21 protein-coding genes and 1 pseudogene are annotated in these 18,858 nt (G+C 50.7%); 15 read left to right on the top strand and 7 right to left on the bottom strand.

All coding sequences use genetic code 11. The annotated features are described in order from the left end of the window. Position 1 precedes the first annotated feature (1 nt). From BLS62_RS15880 to BLS62_RS15830, 11 genes are all read left to right on the top strand, one after another. A complete protein-coding gene (locus tag BLS62_RS15880) occupies positions 2-1,003 on the top strand; it encodes an adenosine deaminase (protein WP_093182594.1) in 1,002 nt (333 codons plus the stop codon). Between the two features lie 237 nt (positions 1,004-1,240). Then, positions 1,241-2,470: a DUF1688 family protein gene (locus BLS62_RS15875; RefSeq protein ID WP_093182592.1), complete on the top strand. Its 1,230-nt coding sequence runs from the start codon at positions 1,241-1,243 to the stop codon at positions 2,468-2,470. A 130-nt stretch (positions 2,471-2,600) separates the two neighbouring features. Further along, positions 2,601-3,230, top strand: coding sequence for a uracil phosphoribosyltransferase (gene upp, locus BLS62_RS15870; RefSeq protein ID WP_093182590.1), 630 nt, complete (start codon positions 2,601-2,603; stop codon positions 3,228-3,230). Positions 3,231-3,413: 183 nt separating this feature from the next. Then, positions 3,414-4,076, top strand: a complete 663-nt coding sequence (locus BLS62_RS15865) for a phosphoribosylanthranilate isomerase (RefSeq protein WP_093182588.1) — start codon at positions 3,414-3,416, stop codon at positions 4,074-4,076. A 161-nt stretch (positions 4,077-4,237) separates the two neighbouring features. Next, positions 4,238-4,750 carry a retropepsin-like aspartic protease family protein gene (locus tag BLS62_RS15860; RefSeq protein ID WP_208990895.1) on the top strand — a complete coding sequence of 171 codons (513 nt, stop codon included), beginning with the start codon at positions 4,238-4,240 and terminating at the stop codon, positions 4,748-4,750. Between the two features lie 141 nt (positions 4,751-4,891). Beyond that, complete coding sequence (locus BLS62_RS15855; protein WP_208990894.1) at positions 4,892-5,884, top strand: aldose epimerase family protein; 993 nt, start codon at positions 4,892-4,894, stop codon at positions 5,882-5,884. A gap of 88 nt (positions 5,885-5,972) precedes the next feature. Next, positions 5,973-7,022, top strand: coding sequence for a histone deacetylase family protein (locus BLS62_RS15850; RefSeq protein ID WP_093182584.1), 1,050 nt, complete (start codon positions 5,973-5,975; stop codon positions 7,020-7,022). Between the two features lie 137 nt (positions 7,023-7,159). Beyond that, complete coding sequence (locus BLS62_RS15845; RefSeq protein WP_093182582.1) at positions 7,160-7,603, top strand: DUF805 domain-containing protein; 444 nt, start codon at positions 7,160-7,162, stop codon at positions 7,601-7,603. Between the two features lie 102 nt (positions 7,604-7,705). Further along, positions 7,706-8,875 (top strand): succinyl-diaminopimelate desuccinylase, encoded by a 1,170-nt coding sequence (dapE, locus tag BLS62_RS15840; protein ID WP_093182580.1) that lies wholly within the window; start codon positions 7,706-7,708, stop codon positions 8,873-8,875. Then, on the top strand, positions 8,876-9,511 hold the full coding sequence (locus tag BLS62_RS15835) for a hypothetical protein (protein WP_208990893.1): 636 nt from the start codon (positions 8,876-8,878) through the stop codon (positions 9,509-9,511). Positions 9,512-9,619: 108 nt separating this feature from the next. Further along, positions 9,620-10,438 (top strand): DUF2189 domain-containing protein, encoded by an 819-nt coding sequence (locus BLS62_RS15830; RefSeq protein ID WP_093182579.1) that lies wholly within the window; start codon positions 9,620-9,622, stop codon positions 10,436-10,438. Positions 10,439-10,506: 68 nt separating this feature from the next. Here the strand turns inward: BLS62_RS15830 and truA are convergent, their stop codons facing one another. The 4 genes from truA to def all read right to left on the bottom strand — a co-directional run bounded on the left by truA (position 10,507) and on the right by def (position 13,707). Then, positions 10,507-11,337: a tRNA pseudouridine(38-40) synthase TruA gene (truA, locus tag BLS62_RS15825; RefSeq protein ID WP_093182577.1), complete on the bottom strand. Its 831-nt coding sequence runs from the start codon at positions 11,335-11,337 to the stop codon at positions 10,507-10,509. A gap of 156 nt (positions 11,338-11,493) precedes the next feature. Next, positions 11,494-12,033 carry a GNAT family N-acetyltransferase gene (locus BLS62_RS15820; protein WP_093182575.1) on the bottom strand — a complete coding sequence of 180 codons (540 nt, stop codon included), beginning with the start codon at positions 12,031-12,033 and terminating at the stop codon, positions 11,494-11,496. Positions 12,034-12,101: 68 nt separating this feature from the next. After that, a complete protein-coding gene (fmt, locus tag BLS62_RS15815; protein ID WP_208991179.1) occupies positions 12,102-13,040 on the bottom strand; it encodes a methionyl-tRNA formyltransferase in 939 nt (312 codons plus the stop codon). 139 nt (positions 13,041-13,179) lie between these two features. Next, positions 13,180-13,707 carry a peptide deformylase gene (gene def, locus BLS62_RS15810; RefSeq protein ID WP_093182571.1) on the bottom strand — a complete coding sequence of 176 codons (528 nt, stop codon included), beginning with the start codon at positions 13,705-13,707 and terminating at the stop codon, positions 13,180-13,182. Positions 13,708-13,937: 230 nt separating this feature from the next. On the opposite strand from def, the gene rmuC reads away from it, so the two are divergent. Next, entirely contained in the window at positions 13,938-15,167 is a 1,230-nt protein-coding gene (gene rmuC / locus BLS62_RS15805; protein WP_208990892.1) for a DNA recombination protein RmuC, read from the top strand. Between the two features lie 6 nt (positions 15,168-15,173). Here rmuC and BLS62_RS32615 read toward each other — a convergent pair whose 3' ends face one another. The 3 genes and pseudogenes from BLS62_RS32615 to BLS62_RS32605 all read right to left on the bottom strand — a co-directional run. Further along, entirely contained in the window at positions 15,174-15,380 is a 207-nt protein-coding gene (locus tag BLS62_RS32615; protein WP_280141846.1) for a LysR substrate-binding domain-containing protein, read from the bottom strand. Next, positions 15,323-15,817, bottom strand: coding sequence for a LysR substrate-binding domain-containing protein (locus BLS62_RS32610; RefSeq protein WP_208990890.1), 495 nt, complete (start codon positions 15,815-15,817; stop codon positions 15,323-15,325). The genes BLS62_RS32615 and BLS62_RS32610 overlap by 58 nt, the downstream gene beginning before the upstream one ends. A 73-nt stretch (positions 15,818-15,890) precedes the next feature. Beyond that, positions 15,891-16,091: pseudogene (locus BLS62_RS32605) on the bottom strand (LysR family transcriptional regulator); the annotation flags it as partial. 113 nt (positions 16,092-16,204) lie between these two features. On the opposite strand from BLS62_RS32605, the gene BLS62_RS15795 reads away from it, so the two are divergent. Genes BLS62_RS15795 through BLS62_RS15785 form a run of 3 tightly spaced genes read left to right on the top strand, consistent with a single transcriptional unit; the run spans position 16,205 to position 18,625 of the window. Next, on the top strand, positions 16,205-16,630 hold the full coding sequence (locus tag BLS62_RS15795; protein ID WP_093182567.1) for a VOC family protein: 426 nt from the start codon (positions 16,205-16,207) through the stop codon (positions 16,628-16,630). Between the two features lie 10 nt (positions 16,631-16,640). Next, the gene (locus BLS62_RS15790; protein WP_093182565.1) at positions 16,641-17,636 is read left to right on the top strand and encodes a carbon-nitrogen hydrolase family protein; all 996 of its coding nucleotides are present in this window, start codon (positions 16,641-16,643) and stop codon (positions 17,634-17,636) included. A 44-nt stretch (positions 17,637-17,680) separates the two neighbouring features. Continuing rightward, a complete protein-coding gene (locus BLS62_RS15785) occupies positions 17,681-18,625 on the top strand; it encodes a 2-hydroxyacid dehydrogenase (RefSeq protein WP_093182563.1) in 945 nt (314 codons plus the stop codon). The last annotated feature ends 233 nt before the right edge of the window (positions 18,626-18,858 follow it).

The following is an 18,858-nucleotide window of genomic DNA, read 5'->3' as shown; positions in this document are numbered from 1 at the left end:
CATGAAACCAAAGCAGAATGTGGTGCCACGCGCCGAGCTGCACTGTCACATTGAAGGTGCCGCTCCTCCGGATCTGGTCCGAAAACTTGCACGGCGGTATGATGTGGATCTCGGTGATCTATTTGATACCAACGGCAATTACAGTTGGCACGACTTCACAACGTTCATCAGCCAGTATGATGTAGCAGCGTCTTTGTTCCGTCGTCCGGGTGACTATGCGGAGCTTGCAGAGACCTATTACAAAATGCTCGCCGCTGAAGGTGTGATCTACGCTGAGATTTTCATCTCGCCAGATCATGCTGTCAAAGCGGGCCTGACCTACAAAGGCTATCTCGAAGGTCTGGTCGCAGGTCTGGAACGTGCAAAAGCTGACACTGGCATTGAAGGCCGGTTGGTTCCGCTTGGTGTCCGACATGAAGGCGCGGCCTCTGTTGAAGGTGCGATCAAAGCTGTCCTCGACAATCCGCATCCACTGGTGACCGGTTTTGGTCTGGCAGGGGATGAGCGCGTCGGCAGTGCGAAGGACTTCGAAAAAGCATTCGCCATGGCAGGTGAAGCAGGTCTTGGCCTCACAGCACATGCTGGCGAGTTCGGCGGTCCTGAGAGCGTGATTGAAGCGTTGGATTACCTCAAGATCACACGCATCGGTCATGGTGTACGAGCAGTTGAAGATAATGCACTGGTTCAGCGTCTGGTGGATGAAGAGATCACTCTGGAAGTCTGCCCGCATTCCAACATAGCGCTCGGCGTTTATTCCAACCTGCGCTTCCATCCGGTGAACTTGCTGCGTCAAGCCGGCGTACGCATAACGTTGAACTCAGATGACCCGCCATTCTTCCACACGACTCTGGGTCAAGAGTATGTGGAAACGTCTCGCGTCTTCGGTTGGACCCGTGATACACAAAAGATGATCACCAGAACGGCTCTCGAAGCTGCGTTTGTTGACGAGGAAACACGTGCAATTCTTTTAAAGCGTTTGGATACGTTAACAGCAGAAGCTTGAGTTTTTGCTTGTGCAACATGTGCATAAGCGGGAAAACTGGCATAGCCGGGTTTCTTATGCTCAAAACGTGAGAGTGTAGATTGCAAATAGCCCGTACCCGAATAAAAGGGTGCGGGCTTTACAGCGTAATCTTGGGATACTGTTTTGGTTTTCTGACAAGGATACGCGACTAAAAAAGTGATGAAGCAGTTTACTCAATGCAGATGTAGGCTGCTTTGAAACAAAACGGAGATCGACATGCAGGCATCGCAAGCTTTGTCCTTGCTCAATGCAAAAGCAGTCCGGGAACGGGCGCACATGCTTTTGGAACTGGGGTTGCAAGGCGAGTTGGAGCATTTTGCGATCGATCTGTCTCACCTTGCTGAAGCTGCTCGCAGAACTTTGGCAGCGATCGATGATTCCTATCCTGACAGACAAATCCCCTTTCACGCGCGCTGGCGTCATTTCGAGACCGGCGGCATAGACCGTTGGGCGATGCTGGCAGGCGCGCGCCGCTTCTCTGATGTGCAGGGAATGGGTCGGGCTGCTTGTGATCTGGCAATTGTATCTGCTCTGATGGATGCAGCTGCCGGGGAGCAGTGGAGTTATCGTGAAGCAATCACAGGCGAGACCTACAAGTATTCCGAGGGCCTTGCCATTGGCACGCTCTCGATGTTTTCGGCAGGTTTTTTCTCGGATGACCCGCTCGATCCACTCAGAGCAGATGCCATCACATTGTTCCGTCTGGATGAAGACGAGCTGATTGAAGGTTTGCAAGTCACAGACGAGAACCAGCTCATTGGTTTGAAAGGCCGCTTGGGCCTTTTGAACAGTTTGGGTCAGGCGACCACCTTAAGGCCAGATCTCTTCTCCCAAAAAGAAGAGCCTCGTCCGGGCGGCTTGTTTGATGTGCTTTATGAAGAAGGACAGAACGCTCCACTCCCCGCAGAGCGTATTCTGGAAGTGGTGCTGGATGGCCTTGGTCCCATATGGCCAAACCGTGAGGAAATTGACGGTGTCATAATGGGCGATACGTGGCGGCATTCCAAAGTCATCACAAAGGACAAAACCGATAATCTCGTACCGTTCCACAAGCTCCCCCAATGGATTGCCTATTCTCTGGTTGAGCCGCTTTCATGGGCCGGTATTGAACTGGAAAATATTGATGGCCTGACGGGACTTGCTGGAAATCGCAACGGGGGCTTGTTTATAGATACCGGCGTCCTGCGCCTGAAGGATCCGCTACAAGCCCACACCCGACACGAAGTCAGTAGCGAGTTGATTGTTGAATGGAGAGCGTTGACCATCGCTCTTCTCGACAAGCTTGCAGAATGGATCCGAACCGACTTGGAGGTCACCAGCGACCAATTGCCACTGGCTTGTGTGCTGGAAGGCGGGTCTTGGGCCGCAGGACGACAAATTGCCCTTGAAAAACGCCCTGATGGATCTCCGCCTCTGATGATTATCAGTGATGGAACTGTTTTTTGATCTATAAGATCTAGCGAATTGCACCGGCGATACTCAAAGGTGCCTGTCTTGAAATATGCTCTGCCCTGCACATGCTGGCAGGTGGCAGACAACACATGAATACCCGATTGGGTTCAATAAGAGGAACATGATGTCCGGAGCAACAGTAATCAATCACCCGCTCGTGCAGCACAAACTGACACATATGCGGAGAAAAACAACTCCGACGCAGGACTTCCGTCGCTTGCTTCGCGAGATCTCTTTGTTGCTTTGCTACGAAGTCACTCGTGACCTGAACATGACCACCCAGACCATCGAAACACCTGTTTCTGAAATGGAAGCACCAGTTCTTGCGGGTAAAAAGCTTTGCTTCGCATCCATCCTGCGCGCCGGTAACGGTCTGCTGGAAGGTATGTTGGAGCTGGTCCCGTCCGCTCGTGTCGCCCATATCGGTCTCTACCGCGATCCTAAGACGCTTGAAGCAGTAGAATACTACTTCAAGGCTCCACAGGACTTGGAAGAACGTCTGGTTATTGTTGTCGATCCAATGCTTGCAACTGCAAACTCTGCAATCTCCGCCGTTGACCGTCTTAAAAAACGCGGCGCGAAAAACATGGTGTTTGTTTGCTTGCTTGCTGCGCCTGAAGGCGTAAAGCGTTTCAACGAAGAACACCCGGATGTGCCGATCTTTACAGCTTCCATCGATGAGAAGCTCAACGAGAAAGGCTACATCGTCCCAGGTCTCGGCGATGCCGGTGACCGGATGTACGGTACAAAATAAACTTTCTTGGTTTAAAAGCGTCGGACAAAATGTCTTGCGCTTTTTTTTGATGTGTATTCCCGCCTGATGGGAACAATTTCTCAAAGAAGAATACGCACCAACTAAAGACTGAAAGCTGGGAGCTCGAACCAAATGAGGTGCTCAGCTTTTGACAGATGATGTTTGCGCAAGGGGGATAATGGAATGTCGACCAAAGCACGCACTCGTTTGAAAGTTTGTTGTATTTCTACATTGGGGGAGGCCGCAACTGCCGTTGCTTGCGGCGCCGACGCTGTTGGGCTTGTTGCCCACATGCCATCAGGACCAGGGGTGATAGAGGATGACCTTATTCTCAATATCGCACGGCAAGTGCCTCCTGCCGTCGCCACATGGCTTTTAACATCCCGCACCACTGCCAATGATATTGTAGAGCATGTGCTGACGTGTGGGGCGAACACCGTACAGATCGTCAAACCCATTGACCCCGCCGAATATCAAAAACTCCGCCTCGATCTACCAGCCAGCACCCGTATCGTGCAGGTCGTTCATGTAGAAGATGAGTATTCCTTCGAAATTGCGCAGGAATATGGGCGCGTAGCAGATGCAGTCCTATTGGATTCCGGACGTCCCTCACACGATGAACTGGGCGGAACAGGGCGAACCCACAATTGGGATCTGAGCAGGCATATTGTCGAAAAACTGGATGTCCCAGTGTTTCTTGCAGGTGGCCTGACCCCAAAGAATATCATTGAAGCGATTGAAACCGTTAGACCGTACGGTGTGGACGTGTGTAGTGGTGTTCGCGTGGATGGCCGGTTGAATCGAGCCAAACTTGCAGAGTTTGCTGCTGCCATGGCTTGCACCTGATGTCTGCCTGTTTGACGTGATCAGCGATTTCCTCTTAGAAACCTTGCCTTTTTCATATTCTCGATTGTATACCTATGAAATGTGACGGGCAAAAAGCTGAACGATATCTTGCGGGGCCGCGAATTAAGATATTGGGCTGCCCAATGTGAGTGGGGGTGCCAATGCAACGTTATCTTTGGGTATTGGTTGTCGTTATTTTTGCTGCTCTCATTGTGCCCAAAATCCTCGAAGAGCGTTTGTTGGGTGTGGTTGAAGTCTACGAGACGCAACCTCAAGCATCCTCTCCCAAAAAAGCCACCAAACGGATCACACGCATTCGGAAATCTCCCAATGGACATTTTGTGGCAACGATAAAAATCAACGGTCACAAAACGCAGGCATTGGTCGATACTGGCGCCAGTTTGCTCGCCGTTCCTTACAGCATTGCTCGCAAGGCTGGCCTGCGTGTAAAAAACGAAGATTTTACGGTTGAGGTGCGGACAGCAAACGGGATCACATCCGGCGCGTCTGTTTTCATCCCCAACTTGTACTTAGGTCCAATTCATATACGCAATGTTAAGAGCCTTGTTCTTAAGGATGAATCTCTCTCGCAGGTGTTGTTGGGCATGTCTGCGTTGAATCGCCTTGGTAAAATCACTCTGGGAAACAGAGAACTCGTGATTACACCAAGGTAACTCAGATTTAAATTCCATTTTTGACTGCCCTTCAAAAGGCGGTATCCTTTTGTCTTGCTTGTACTAATCCCCGTTTCATAGGAGGCTGGTATCAAAGAAATAGCCTAAGGGGAGGTGGGCCAGTGTTTGAAAGGAAATGCAGTGGCTATTCGTGATTTCGGTGAGTTGGGTAACCGTGATGTTGTTAAGGAAGTGACACTGCGTGGCGGAAGTTTAAGCGCTAGTATTATCACTTATGGAGCCGCAGTTCGGACGCTCAAACTTGGCGATCGTGATCTTACTCTCGGCTTTGACAACTTATACGATTATGAACACCACTCGCCCCACATGGGAGCGACGGCAGGTCGTTGTGCCAACCGCATCGCACAGGGGCGCTTCTCGATAGGCTCTGATGAGTTTCAGCTCTCAGTTAACGAGGGTGGCAAGCATCACCTGCATGGCGGGTTCAATGGCTTTGCCAGCAAAGTCTGGACCATTGAGGAAGCCAGTGATAGCAGCGTTTTGCTCTCCCTTGTATCCAGAGAAGGCGAGGAAGGGTATCCCGGTACTGTTGAAGTCTCGCTCCGTTACACGTTGACCAAGGATGACGTGCTTCGTATTGAAATCTCGGGACAGACAGACAAGCCAACCCTCTTCAATCCATGTCATCACAGCTACTTCAATCTAGGCGACAGTAAAGACATCACCAATCATCAAATTATGATCCCAGCGCGGTCATATTTACCGGTGTCAGAAGAATTGATCCCGACAGGTGATATCGTGGATGTTGCCGGAACGGCTTATGATTTCCGCGAAATGCGGCCCATTGTTGATGAGCATGACACGCGGTTTGACAATAATTTCTGTCTACGCCAGTTCCGCCTTCGCAAGCCTGAACTTTCTGCGGTTGTATTTGAACCGGAAACGGAGCTGAAGATGGAAGTCTGGTCTACAGAGCCGGGAATTCAGTTTTACGATGCTAGTTCACTGAATACAGCAGTAGCTGGTCTGCATGGGACGCCTTATGGCCCCAGAAGCGGCCTGTGTCTTGAGCCGCAATGCTGGCCAGACAGCCCAAACCACGAAGAATTTGCTTGCTCCACACTTCAACCGAGCGAGCACTATGAACAAATTACAGAATACCGTTTCATCTAAGGCGCATTCCTGAAAAGTGAATCCATTTTTTGGGAATGCTTGATCCATGCACTGTGAAGTACACTTGCTTTTGTAAAGGACGACAATAGTGAAGACCATTTTTTCACCTGATCAACTTTTGCATGCCCCGACAAAAGAAATTTCGGATGGCAAACTGGTTCCGGCAAACGAGATTCCCTCTCGTGCAGAAATAGTCCTCGACCATGTTAAAAGAGCTCAGTACGGTGCGATTTTAGAACCAAAAGCGTATTCGCTGGATCCGATCCTCAAGGTTCACGATGCGGAGTATGTCAGCTTCCTTCAGGAGTTTTGGCAACTGTGGTTGGCAGAAGGGCGGTCGGGAGAGGAAGTCTTTCCATTTATCTGGCCAGTGCATGGTCTGCGTCATGACATCATTCCTGATCACATTGATGGCAAGCTTGGGTTCTACTCCTTTGACGCCGGCTCTCCAATGGGGCCGTTCACCTGGAAAGCTGCCCGTAAAAGCGCAGAAACGGCTCTGACAGGTGCTGATCTTCTTCTGGAGGGAGATAACTCTGCCTTTGCATTGTGCCGCCCTCCGGGGCATCACTCACACCGCCGTTTGTACGGTGGCTACTGTTTCCTCAACAACGCAGCGATTGCAGCACAACACCTGCGCGACCAAGGCGTTGGCAAGGTAACGATCTTTGACGTGGACTATCACCACGGCAACGGCACGCAAGCGATCTTTTATGATCGCTCAGATGTCCAGTTCCTGTCTATTCATGCCGATCCAAAGGTAGAGTTCCCGTACTATCTCGGGCACGCCAATGAACGTGGCTTGAAAGAGGGCGCTGGTTATAATCACAACTATCCGCTTCCACTTGGCACTCCTTGGGACAAGTGGGAGGAAGCAATGGAAGACGCCTGCAAATCCATCGAGAAATTTGCTCCAGACGTCATTGTGATCTCACTGGGGATGGATCCTTATGAAAATGATCCGATCTCTCAGTTTAAACTCAAAACTGACGACTTCACCAAAATTGGTGCTCGTATCGCAAAACTAGGACGTCCAACTCTGTTTGTGATGGAGGGCGGTTATGCGGTCAGCGATCTGGGTATCAATTGCACCAAGGCGCTCAGCGGGTATCTGGATACAGAAACTATAAGCTCCTAAGTCATATAAAAGCTGCAAGCAGGTGCTGCGGGCGAAGAAAACTCCCGCCACCTGTGTCTTCCTGAGAGAGCCCTCTTGAAAGCTGCTGGTAATGTGCGTACATCCTTGCGAACTCCAATTTCGCAAGTGATCAGGTAATGCCAAAACAAGAAGTTCCGAAACCAAGTCTACTCTGGTTGTTTTTCAGCCCCTTCGGCCGAATTTCACGTGCGCCGTACTGGCTGGCCTTCGGGTTTACGTGGTGCATCCTGTTTATTGCGTTCAATGTCACCTCCCATATGGTGATTGACGTGTACACCGCGAACGGATCTCTGGATATTCCGCTTGAGATGTTCGTGAATGACATGTTCGCGGCAAATCCGCTTCTGGCACCGATGGTGTTTGCCTCCAAATTCACAGAACTGATGCTGGTGATGAAGCGCTTGCAGGATCGTGGTCTGACCAGCTTTATTGCATTGCTGATCTTCTTACCGTTTGTTAATTTTCTGATCGTGTTTGCAGCCGGTTTCCTGAAGAGCCAGCCCGGTCCTAACAAATACGGTCCATATTCGAATACCCGCCCATTACCACGCAAAAAATAAGTCGCTATGTTGAGTTTTTGCGTTGTTATGGGGCTGTGAAATCCATAAAATGCAGTCAACTCACGATTGACCGCAGGCCGAAGCACAGCTAAATCTCAGAGCATGACCGAAACGCTTTCTCCTGCGGTACAGATTTGCCGCGACCTCATCCGCTGCCCTAGTGTTACTCCAGCTGAAGGCGGTGCTTTGTCAACGCTTGAAATGCTGCTTGCAAACGGTGGCTTCGATGTCTCACGTGTGACTTTCACAGATGCAGACACTCCTGACGTTGAGAACCTCTTCGCGACAATCGGCTCCGGTAAGCCGCATTTCGTGTTTGCAGGCCATACCGATGTTGTACCAGTGGGCGATGCAGCCGCCTGGACGCACGGGCCGTTCGCCGGAACCATCTCTGATGGTATGCTACATGGCCGTGGCACCGCAGATATGAAGGGCGGCGTCGCTGCGTTTGCAGCTGCTGCTCTGGAGTATGTCAAAGCACATCCCGATGGAATCAAAGGCAAAATCTCATTCCTGATCACAGGTGATGAAGAAGGCCCAGCCGTCAACGGGACTGTCAAATTGCTGGCATGGGCCAAACAGCAAGGCCATATTTTCGATGCATGTATTGTTGGCGAACCAACCAATCCGGACGCTCTGGGTGATGCAATTAAAGTGGGTCGTCGCGGCTCTCTCACCGGCACGGTAACCGTTAATGGCACACAGGGTCACGTTGCCTATCAGCATCTGGCGAACAACCCTGTTCCCGGCATGCTCCAGCTCCTCAGCGCTGTTGCTGAAGTCGAGCTGGACAAAGGCAACGAACGCTTTCAGCCATCAAACCTGGAAATCACAACCGTAGACATCGGCAACACTGCAACCAACGTTATCCCGGCGCATGTTATAGCGAAGTTCAATATTCGCTTTAATGATCAATGGTCTGTCAGCTCTCTGAGCCAGCACATGGAAGGGCTTCTGTCCGCTGCTGCACCAGAAGGTCTTGACTGGAGCATTGAATTTGCCCGTGAAAGCACAGATAGCTTCCTCACCCATGATGCAGCGCTCATTCAGACGCTTTCTGATTCAATCAAGACAGTAACAGGTCGCACGCCGGAGCTTTCAACAGGTGGCGGAACCTCAGACGCGCGCTTTATCAAGAACTATTGCGCTGTTGTCGAATTCGGCCTCGTTGGGCAAACAATGCACAAAGTCGATGAGCATGTTGCAGTAGCAGACATTGAGAAGCTGGCAGATATCTATCTGTGTTTCTTGCAGGACTATTTTCAGTCCTAAGTGATTAAAGAACAGGGTGTTTTAATGGTTCCCGGCATTCAAGAAATTCGCCAGTCCTGCGAGGCATCCTGGTCAATTATGATGGGTCGCACAGAAGCGATGCGTCAGTATGATCTATCTGCTGACGGCTTCTGGCGATCTTTTGGCGTGATCTTCCTTCTGCTGCCGTTTTATTTTCTCAGCATATTCACTGAGCAGAACTTATTTTTGGAAGATCACCTTGCTCAAGGCACAGAGCTCTCGGAATATGCGCAGGGTGGTTTCCTGCTCTACGTCGGGAAAGTGGTGACTTTACTCGTTGATTGGATTGCCTTTCCAATCATTATCGGGCTTCTTGCCGGCTCCTTGGGCCTCAAGCAGAACTATGCACCTTATATCATTGCGAGAAACTGGAGCACGCTGGTTATCCTTGTTCCGCAAACCGTGCTGAATCTCGGGTATCTGATTGGCATCATGCCATCTGCGCTACTTATTATGCTCTCGTTCCCTATTGTGGGTTGGGTCCTCTGGTATCGCTTTCGGATTGCGCGGATAGCAGGTCAGTGCAGCTTCTCAATCTCGATCGGCCTCGTGGTTTTGGATCTGATCCTCTCCATATTCATCAGTTTGTCGATTGGCCGTCTGTTTACGGGCTAAAGGCACCCCGCTTTTAACTCCACCTTTCGTAGACCTCCTCACTATTTCAGTAGCGCTGGCTTGCATTTACACGCAAACTTAACGCCGAGGAAAATGAGGAGGGACGGAATGTCAGAGGACAATCTGACTGTGCCTGTTAGTGCGCAGAGCACAGGGCACAAACTGGTAAAACCGATTGTTCATCAAGTAACAATTGGCGACATAACAAGTTCATTGAAACTCGGAACTTTGGATTTCTTGAATGCGCCACTCATTGGTTTGGGTTTTGGGGCATTCTTTATGATTGGCGGAGTTCTGGTGACAATCCTCTCGTTCTGGGTGGACATGAGCTACATCAGCTATCCGTTGGCTTGCGGCTTTCTGCTGCTTGGTCCGTTTACCGCTCTTGGGCTCTATGAAGTCTCCAGACGCTTACAAGCCGGCCAAACGCTATATCTGCGAGATTTGTTCGGATTGATGTGGGAGCTCCGGCGCGGCGAAATTGCCTGGATGGCATTTGTGGTGATCTTCATCCAGTTTCTCTGGATGTTTAAGGTTCACCTGTTACTCGCGCTCTTTCTGGGAATGAAAGGCTATGGAACCTTCATTCAGTTTGCGCAAACCATTTTCGAGACATCCGATGGATTGTTGTTTCTGGCAACTGGGCACTTAGTTGGTGCCATCTTTGCGATGCTCTTGTTTGCGGTCAGTGTCGTCTCGTTTCCAATGCTGTTGGATACCGAATTGGACTTCGTGACAGCAATGATCACCAGTGTGAAAGTGGTAACAGGAAGCCCGGTTATTATGATTGGATGGGGGCTGCTCATCACGGCAACTCTTATGGTTTCGATGATCCCGGCTTTTGTCGGGTTACTGGTCACGCTGCCCATTTTGGGGCACACCACATGGCACTTATATAAGCGTGTCGTGACCTATCAAGACGCGTAACACAAATAAAACCGGAGGTGGACGGCCTCCGGTTTTTTCTTAAACACATCGTAAACGGCTTGAATCTCTTAATCTTCTTCGTCTGCCGGGGCTTCATCGGACAGAGTGTCTCTCACACTTTCCTGATAAGCGAGGAAAGAGGCTTCATCCTCTTCAGGAGAGCGATAATCCACTTGTGTGAGATAAAGCCCTTGGGGAACCGCAACAGGCCCACAGGCTTGTCTGTCGCACGCCTCAAGCGCAGCTTTCAGGTCTTCTTTGCTCCAACGTCCTTCGCCAACCAACCGCAGGCTGCCAACCATAGATCGAACCTGATTGTGCAGGAACGAGCGTGAGCTGCATTCCAAAAACACATGATAACCTTGGCGATATACGCAGATGCGTTCCATCGTTTTCCAAGGGCTCTTTGCTTGGCATTTTGTATGGCGGAAGGTGGTAAAGTCGTGATGGCCTAGCAGAACTTGTGCGGCCTCATTCATGGCGTCCGCATCCAGCTCCGGCTTCACATACCAAGCTAGGCCGCGATCATGTGTCAGCGGCTCCGGACGGTTTGCAATCTTAAAGCGGTAATGCCGACGAATAGCAGAAAACCTCGCATCAAATCCCAAACCGGTTTTCTCGCAGGATAGGATAGCAACTGGATCTGGCTGCGCATGAAAGTTCAGTGCGTTCTTGACCGTCTCAACAGGCCAATCTTTAGAAAGGTCCAGATGAGCAACCTGACCCGTGGCATGAACGCCTGAATCTGTTCGGCCCGCGCCGCCAATCGAGACAGTTTCTCCGCAAAACGATTTGATAGCGCGCTCAATAACACCTTGAGCTGTCGGACCATTGTCTTGTCGCTGCCAACCAACAAAAGGGCGTCCGTCATAATCAACTGTAATCTTATAGCGCGGCATTCTGGTTCTTTGCAAAGGTTCAGGAAGCAGACTGGTCTGGGCAGAATGCTTGAGTCAAATGAGGAAATTCGCCAGCAAGGTGCGCAGGGAATCGAGGGTGTCCTACCAGATTTAAAGGGGCAAGACTAGGCTTTGTGGAGTGGCGAAACAGCTGCCCTATTCAAATTCCTTAAAGGGAGTTGCATAGGTGACTTCAACCGGCAGGTCTTCTCGCCCGGCCTGAGTAAACGGGAGAGCCATGAAGATCGGTCCCGCATATGGCCCCTGAATCTTCTTCGCGAGCTCACCATCAAAGCCGAACCGCGCGTAGTAGTCAGGTGAGCCAAGGACGAGAACGAGATCTTCGCCCAATCCTTGTAGGTCATCCAATGCGTCTTGAATAAGCCTTGTCCCAACACCGGTATTCTGTAAGGCAGGCTCAACACACACCGGGGCAAGGCAACTTATTTTGAGGCGATGACCTATTCCAGTGCCTGTCACACGAGAAAGGGCAAGGTGGCCAAGTACTTTGCCCTGATCGTCAGTCGCTACTCTTTCAAGAACGAGTGATCCGCAAGCACGTAACCTCTCAACAAGGCGGGCTTCGTTGCCTTGCTTAAAGACCTTGGACAGGAGCGAGAGAATGACGGGTTCGTCTTCCTTAGAAGAATCGCGAAGGCCGACTTGATGCACTCCAATCTTGTGGAACTTGATCATACTGCCTCCGCCATACTGACTGTCTACTGCTTTTTCTTATCAGGAAAAGCCTATCGCATCGGACCAGCTCAGGAAATAGCTGCACCCGGATTAAGCTTAGAACCGCGCAAAAACTCATCGGCAGACATTGCTTTTTTGCCTGCCCGTTGAACCTGTACCAGCTTGATAGAGCCCGAACCACACGCAATAATCAGAGTGTCTCCATCGGCGATAAGCACTTCACCTGCATTGCCAGAGGCTTCGCATAGGCCACTGCGCAAAACTTTCACCCGTTCAGGCTTCTTGCCCCCCAGTTCCATCTCACACCACGCACCGGGAAACGGAGAAAGACCGCGAATGTGGTTGTGAACGTCTTCAGCTGGGAGAGACCAGTCAATGCGGGTTTCGCTTTTCTGGATCTTCTTCGCGTAAGTCACACCCTCTTCAGGCTGTTGCAAAGAACCAAGACCGCCACGAGACAGAGCGGAAAGCGCACGCACCATCAGATCACCACCAAGACTGGAAAGGCGGTCATGAAGTTCACCGGCAGTCATATCATTGGTGATTGCAACGCTCTCAGACATGCACACAGGACCCGTATCCAGCCCTTCTTCCATCCGCATCACCTGAATGCCAGAGGCTTTGTCGCCAGCCATGATCGCCCGGTTGATCGGGGCGGCACCGCGCCAGCGAGGCAGCAGAGAGGCATGGCCATTGAGGCACCCATTCTCTGTAGCGTCCAAAATTGCTTTTGGCAGCAACAAACCATAGGCAACAACAACAGCCACATCCGCCTCAAAGGAACGAAAACGCGTTTGTTCTTCCTCGCTCTTCAAAGAAGTTGGGGTGAAAACTGGAATGCCGAGGCTTTCAGCAGCTTCGTGAACAGGAGTTTTTTTCAACTCCATCCCGCGTCCTGCTTTCCGTGGAGGTTGGGAATAACAGGCAACTACATCCCATCCTTGACCGATAATCTCGATAAGAGTTGGAACGGAAAAATCTGGAGTGCCCATAAAGATGACGCGCAATGACATAGCTGACCTGCCTGCTGTAATTCTTGTGTTCCTGCTTTAATGCGTCAGCTTGCGGAAAGGGACAAGGAAAAAACAACAAAAAAAGCGGCACTCCAAAGAAGGCCGCTTAATCTCGTCGCAAAGCATAGAACAATCAGGCTTGCTTGGCCTGCTTTGTCATCTTTTTGACAATGCGCTCTCGCTTGAGGCGAGAAAGATAGTCAATGAACAGGATGCCATCCAGATGGTCCAGTTCATGCTGAACACAAGTGGCGAGCAAACCGGAAGCTTTAATTTCCTGCTGCTTTCCATCGCGGCCGAGGAAGGAGACGCGAACCTGACTCGGGCGCTCAACATCCTCGTAAACACCGGGAATGGATAGGCAACCTTCCTGATAAACGCTTGTTTCCTCAGAGGACCATGTGATTTTCGGATTGATGAAAACCATTGGTTCCCTCTCGACGGATTCGTCCTCTTCGCTTTCACGTTCGGCAACGTCGAGAACGAACATGCGCTTCAAAACACCAATCTGGCTTGCAGCAAGTCCGATACCCGGCGCATCGTACATGGTTTGAAGCATGTCGTCAGCAAGCTTGAGGGTTTCGTCATTGATGTCTTCAATCGGAGCGCAGACCTCACGAAGGCACTGTTCCGGTATAAATTTGATCTCGCGAGTCGTCATATTACTTCTGAGCTTGTTTTTGTTGCAAAGCCACTTGCACAAAACAAGTGGGCCGATAACGTTCAGTAGGCTTCATATCCTCTTATGGGAAATTTGCCAAGTCGTTGACCCTAGGCTTTTAGCTGGGGCCTATTTGAAGGGTACTCCCCATCAATTCAAGGTGTGGGTTGCGGTGCATCCAAGAAAGCTAAGAGGTATCGCGACAATTTAAAGTGTTCTATGTTTGTCTCATGGAACAGACAGTATTCACCTATGGCGCATGGACCGTCACTTTTTTGCAAGCCGTCAGCGCTGGGGCCGGTTTTTTCTTCTTGCTTCTGCTGATCTGGGTGATGAGTTTGCGCGCCAGATTGAACAAAAGTCGGGGAGCATCTCTGCTGGATGAAAAGCGGGCAGACCACACTGAAACCGCCTTGGCAGAATTGGTCCGCTCTCAGGGAGAGATGACCGGGCGGATGCAAACCATGGCAGAAATCTTCGGGTCCCGGCAGTCGGACCTGATGCGTGTGGTGAATGACCGTTTGGACGGACTTGGCAAAACACTTGGCGCCTCTGTTCTGGAAACGCACCGCCAAACACACGCCAGCCTTTCCGGATTGCAGGAGCGAATGGTGTTGCTGGACAAAGCCAACAAAACCATGGGCGAGCTGGCAGGGCAGGTAACGGACCTGCAAATGGTCCTTAACGACAAACAAACGCGCGGAGCCTTTGGGCAGGGCCGGATGGAAATGATCATTGAGGACGCACTCCCTCCAACGGGTTTTTCTCTTCAGGCAACATTGTCCAACCGGACACGCCCGGATTGTTTGATCCACATGCCATCCGGGGCTCCCCCGTTGGTGGTGGATGCTAAATTTCCTCTGGAAGCCTTTGCCGCTATCAAAGACGCTGGGACCAAGGAAGAGCTGAAGTTGGCTGCTGTTCGGTTCCGAAAAGATATCTCCAAACATCTGGAGGATATATCGAGCAAGTATCTGCTGCCGGGAGAAACGCAGGACACAGCGTTGATGTTTGTGCCCTCTGAAAGCCTTTTCGCCGAAATCCATGAAGGGTTTCCAGACCTGACACAGAAAGCCCACCGTCTGCGTGTTGTGGTGGTGTCTCCATCCCTGCTGGTGCTGGCTGTGCAGGTCATCCAATCCGTTCTGCGCGATGCACGTATGAGAGAACAAGCACACGTCATTCAAGCGGAAGTCGGTAAACTGCTGCTGGATGTCGGTCGATTGACCGAGCGGGTAGGCAAACTCCAAAGTCATTTTTCGCAAACCAATAAAGATCTCGACCAAATCATGATATCGGGAGACAAGATCTCCGGGAGGGCACGCAAGATTGACGAGATGCAGTTGGGTAGCCAAGGCACGGAGCAATCAGGAGCCTCGATGCGCCAGGCCACTCAGGTCTCTCCAAACGCGCTTGCTGACGATGAATTGCCATCTCCGTTCCAGTATGACCGTAGATAGATTGATCTACACCTTCGCAAGCAAGTGATCACGAAAAGCGGCCACCGCAGGACGCTTCCAGGCAGCGCTGCTGCCAACCAGAAAATACGTATTGCCAGTCAGATGACGCGCAGAGATGGGTTCAATCAATGACCCACTCGCGAGATCCTTCTCGATCAGCAAGGACGGTAAGAGTGCCAAGCCCAAACCTTGCCGCGCTGCTTCCAGCACCATAAAAAATGCTCAAACCTCATGGAAGCACTGCCTGTTAGGTAGCTCGGCAGGTGATGCGCATCCGTCCACTGCTCCCAACTGTCCAAACGGGTGGAATGCAGCAGGCGAGGTAACTCAAGCAAGCCTTGAAGAGTGTCCGGTGTCTTAGCTTCAACAAGACTAGGGTGGCATACCAACACCATCTCCTCAGCACATACTGGATAGGATCCCAACGCAGGCCAACTGCCGCGACCAACGGTGAGGGCAACATCCACACTTGAGGGGTCCCAGTTGACCGGGTCTTTGTGGCCGGCGGAAAAGTCAGCGGGTATAGTCACCAGATCTATGTTGATGGCAGGATACTCCACCACAAAGCTTTTGATGCGCTCCATCAGCCATAAGTTGGCGAGAGAGGGAAGTGTTCCAATGCGCAATTGTCCGGAAACTGTCCCGTTCATATCGTGGTCTAGGTCTTCCAAAAAGCTTCAAAGCACTGTTCGCACGTAGGCTCAACATCAACCCATCTTGAGTAAGCACGATTGTCTTGCCTTGTCTGGAAAACAGTACCAGCCCCAGCCGTTCCTCCAGTTTTTGAATGCGGCGGGAAACAGCGCCTTGGGTAATACCCAACTCCCGAGCGGCCCTTGTAAAACTACCGTGGCGAGCAGCAGCCTCAAAAACGGGAAGTACAGAAAGGATTTGTGATGTGGTCGACTGGGAGTTTCGGCTCATACGATGAGTTTAACTCATGTCTATGTGATTGGAATAGTTCTATCTATGAGGTTTTAGCGGAATTATAACAATACCAACATGAGTTATGTGAATAATGCGAGGGGAGGCTAAACATGACACGTCCATTCCATCTGGCATTTCCAGTTGATGATTTGGCAAAAACCAAAGTGTTCTACATGGATATTCTGGGCTGTCAGCAAGGGCGAGAGCTTGCTGATAAGTGGGTAGATTTCGATCTTTATGGACATCAGATGTCCGCCCACCTCCGCGCCAAATCACAAATAAACCTAGGGATCACGGGCAATGTGGACGGGGATGCTGTGCCGGTTCCCCATTTCGGCGTTGTGCTGGAAATGGGTGAATGGAAGGCACTTGCTGATCGCCTGAAAGCCGCAGAAGGCATTGACTGGTTGCTAGAACCCAAAATTAGATTTGAAGGCAAGCCTGGAGAGCAGGGAACGTTCTTTATTAAAGACCCTTCGGGCAATGCTCTGGAATTCAAAGCCTTCGCCAGTGACTCTGACATTTTTGCAAAGTGAGTAAGACCCCATGGAAATTTTAGAAGTATCAGATACATCGCAAACCACTGCTGCATCCGACAAAATCAAAGTTGCTCTGGCTCAGATTGCTCCTGTCTGGCTCAAGCGAGATGAAACCCTGCAAAAAGTGAATGACGCGGTCGAGCTGGCAGGCAAAAATGGATGCCAATTGGTCACATTTGGGGAGGCGCTTGTTCCGGGATATCCATTCTGGATTGAACGCACAAATGGCGCGCGGTTCAACGATCCTAAGCAAAAAGCAATTTATGCCGAATACCTTGAGCAGGGTGTTGTGATTGAAGATGGGCATCTGGATTCCATCTGCGCCACTGCAAAAAAACACGGAATTGCAGTTTATCTCGGCGTAATGGAACGCGCTGCGAACAGAAGTGGCCATAGCCTCTATTGTACGCTGGTATATATTGATCAGAATGGCGAAATCGGATCAGCTCACCGCAAACTTCAGCCAACCTATGAAGAGCGTCTGGCTTGGGCTCCAGGTGATGGAAACGGATTGCGGGTGCATCCACTCGAACGTTTCACCGTTGGTGGCTTGAATTGCTACGAAAACTGGATGCCATTATCCCGTGCAGCCCTTTATGCGCAGGGTGAGGACCTTCACGTCGCCGTTTGGCCGGGCGGGCTTAACAACACAGAAGATATAACACGGTTTGTTGCCAAAGAAAGCCGCAGCTATGTGATCTCGGTCTCGGGTTTGATGCGGAAAACGGATTTCCCAGCAGATACTCTTGCACTGGATGAGATCTTGGAAAATAGCGATGAGTTCCTGTCTGACGGCGGTTCTTGTATTTCCGGGCCTGACGGAAGCTGGGTGGTTGAGCCTCAGGTAGGTAGGGAAGTTTTGATCACAGCAGAGTTGGATCATGCAATCGTTCGCGGTGAACGTCAAAACTTCGACCCAGCGGGACATTACAGCAGACCGGATGTAACGCGCCTTGTGGTCGACCGGAAACGTCAGCAGCTTGCTGATTTCATCGACACATAATAAAAGCACTTTCAAGTATTGATATATTAGCGGTGGAGTGAAATATGAATCTGGTTTTGTCTCTCAAAAACTTCAATGAAGCTGAGTGGATTGAACGGTTACAATCACTCCTCCCTAATCGAAAGATTGAAGGATGGGCTGGTGGAGTCTCAGAACCCGAGAATGCAGAATATCTGCTCGCTTGGAAACCAGACCCTGCCGCCTTTTTAGCTCTACCAAATTTGAAAGTAATTTTCTCATTGGGAGCAGGCGTTGATCATCTTACATCTTTGCCTGCGCTTCCAAATCTACCTCTTGTGCGCATAGTCGATCCTGACCTGACAAGCAGAATGACGGAGTGGGTTGTCTTCCAAACTCTGCTGCATCATCGCCAGCATCTAACCTATGCTGCTCAGCAGAAAGCTGGCGAGTGGCAAGGGCATAGGCAGTGGGCTGCAAAGGATGTTCAGGTCGGCATTCTTGGTTTGGGGGAACTTGGTCTAGCTTCAGCCAATGCGCTCAAACATCTGGGATTCTCCGTTGCAGGGTGGTCCAGAACGTCCAAAACTATTGCGGGCATTGAGAGTTTTGCAGGTGAGCAGCAATTCGAACCGTTTCTCAATAAAACTGACATCCTGATTAACCTACTGCCATCCACACCTGCGACCCATAAGCTTATCAATGCCGAACGGCTGGCAATGTTATCGCAAAACGGACCATTAGGCGGCCCAATTTACATTAATGCAGGCCGTGGTGCGACGCAGGATGAGGCGGCACTCGATGCAGCATTGACATCCGGCCTCCTCAAAGGGGCAAGTCTGGATGTGTTCGCTGTCGAGCCTTTGCCAACAACAAGTCCGCTTTGGGCGCATGAGAACTGCATCATCACACCGCACGTTGCTGCTGAGAGTGATCCTCAGGCGCTTTCTGAATATGTAGTGCAACAAATCAAGCAGTACGAAAGTGGGCAGCTTCTCGAAAATCTGGTGGATTTGAAGGTTGGATATTAGCCAGTGCTGCTCTCAAATCCTTACAAGGTCTTAGCGGAGCAGAGATAAAACCAGTTCAAATTGAGAGACAACAATCAACCCTAGGTTTAGCCGCAAGCGTTACCCTCAAAGATCAACAATAATAAAGCGGCGAAAACCTGATGCTATCCATACTTAGTAGTGTGCTGCAGCGCGATTTGGGCACAGCAACAATTGAATTTGCGTTGATTGCGGGGCTAGTCACTTTGACAGCG

This window comes from Pseudovibrio sp. Tun.PSC04-5.I4 (genome assembly GCF_900104145.1).
Taxonomy (GTDB): domain Bacteria; phylum Pseudomonadota; class Alphaproteobacteria; order Rhizobiales; family Stappiaceae; genus Pseudovibrio.
Note: the sequence above shows the minus strand (reverse complement) of the source record. Positions and strands in the feature narration are given on the sequence as shown.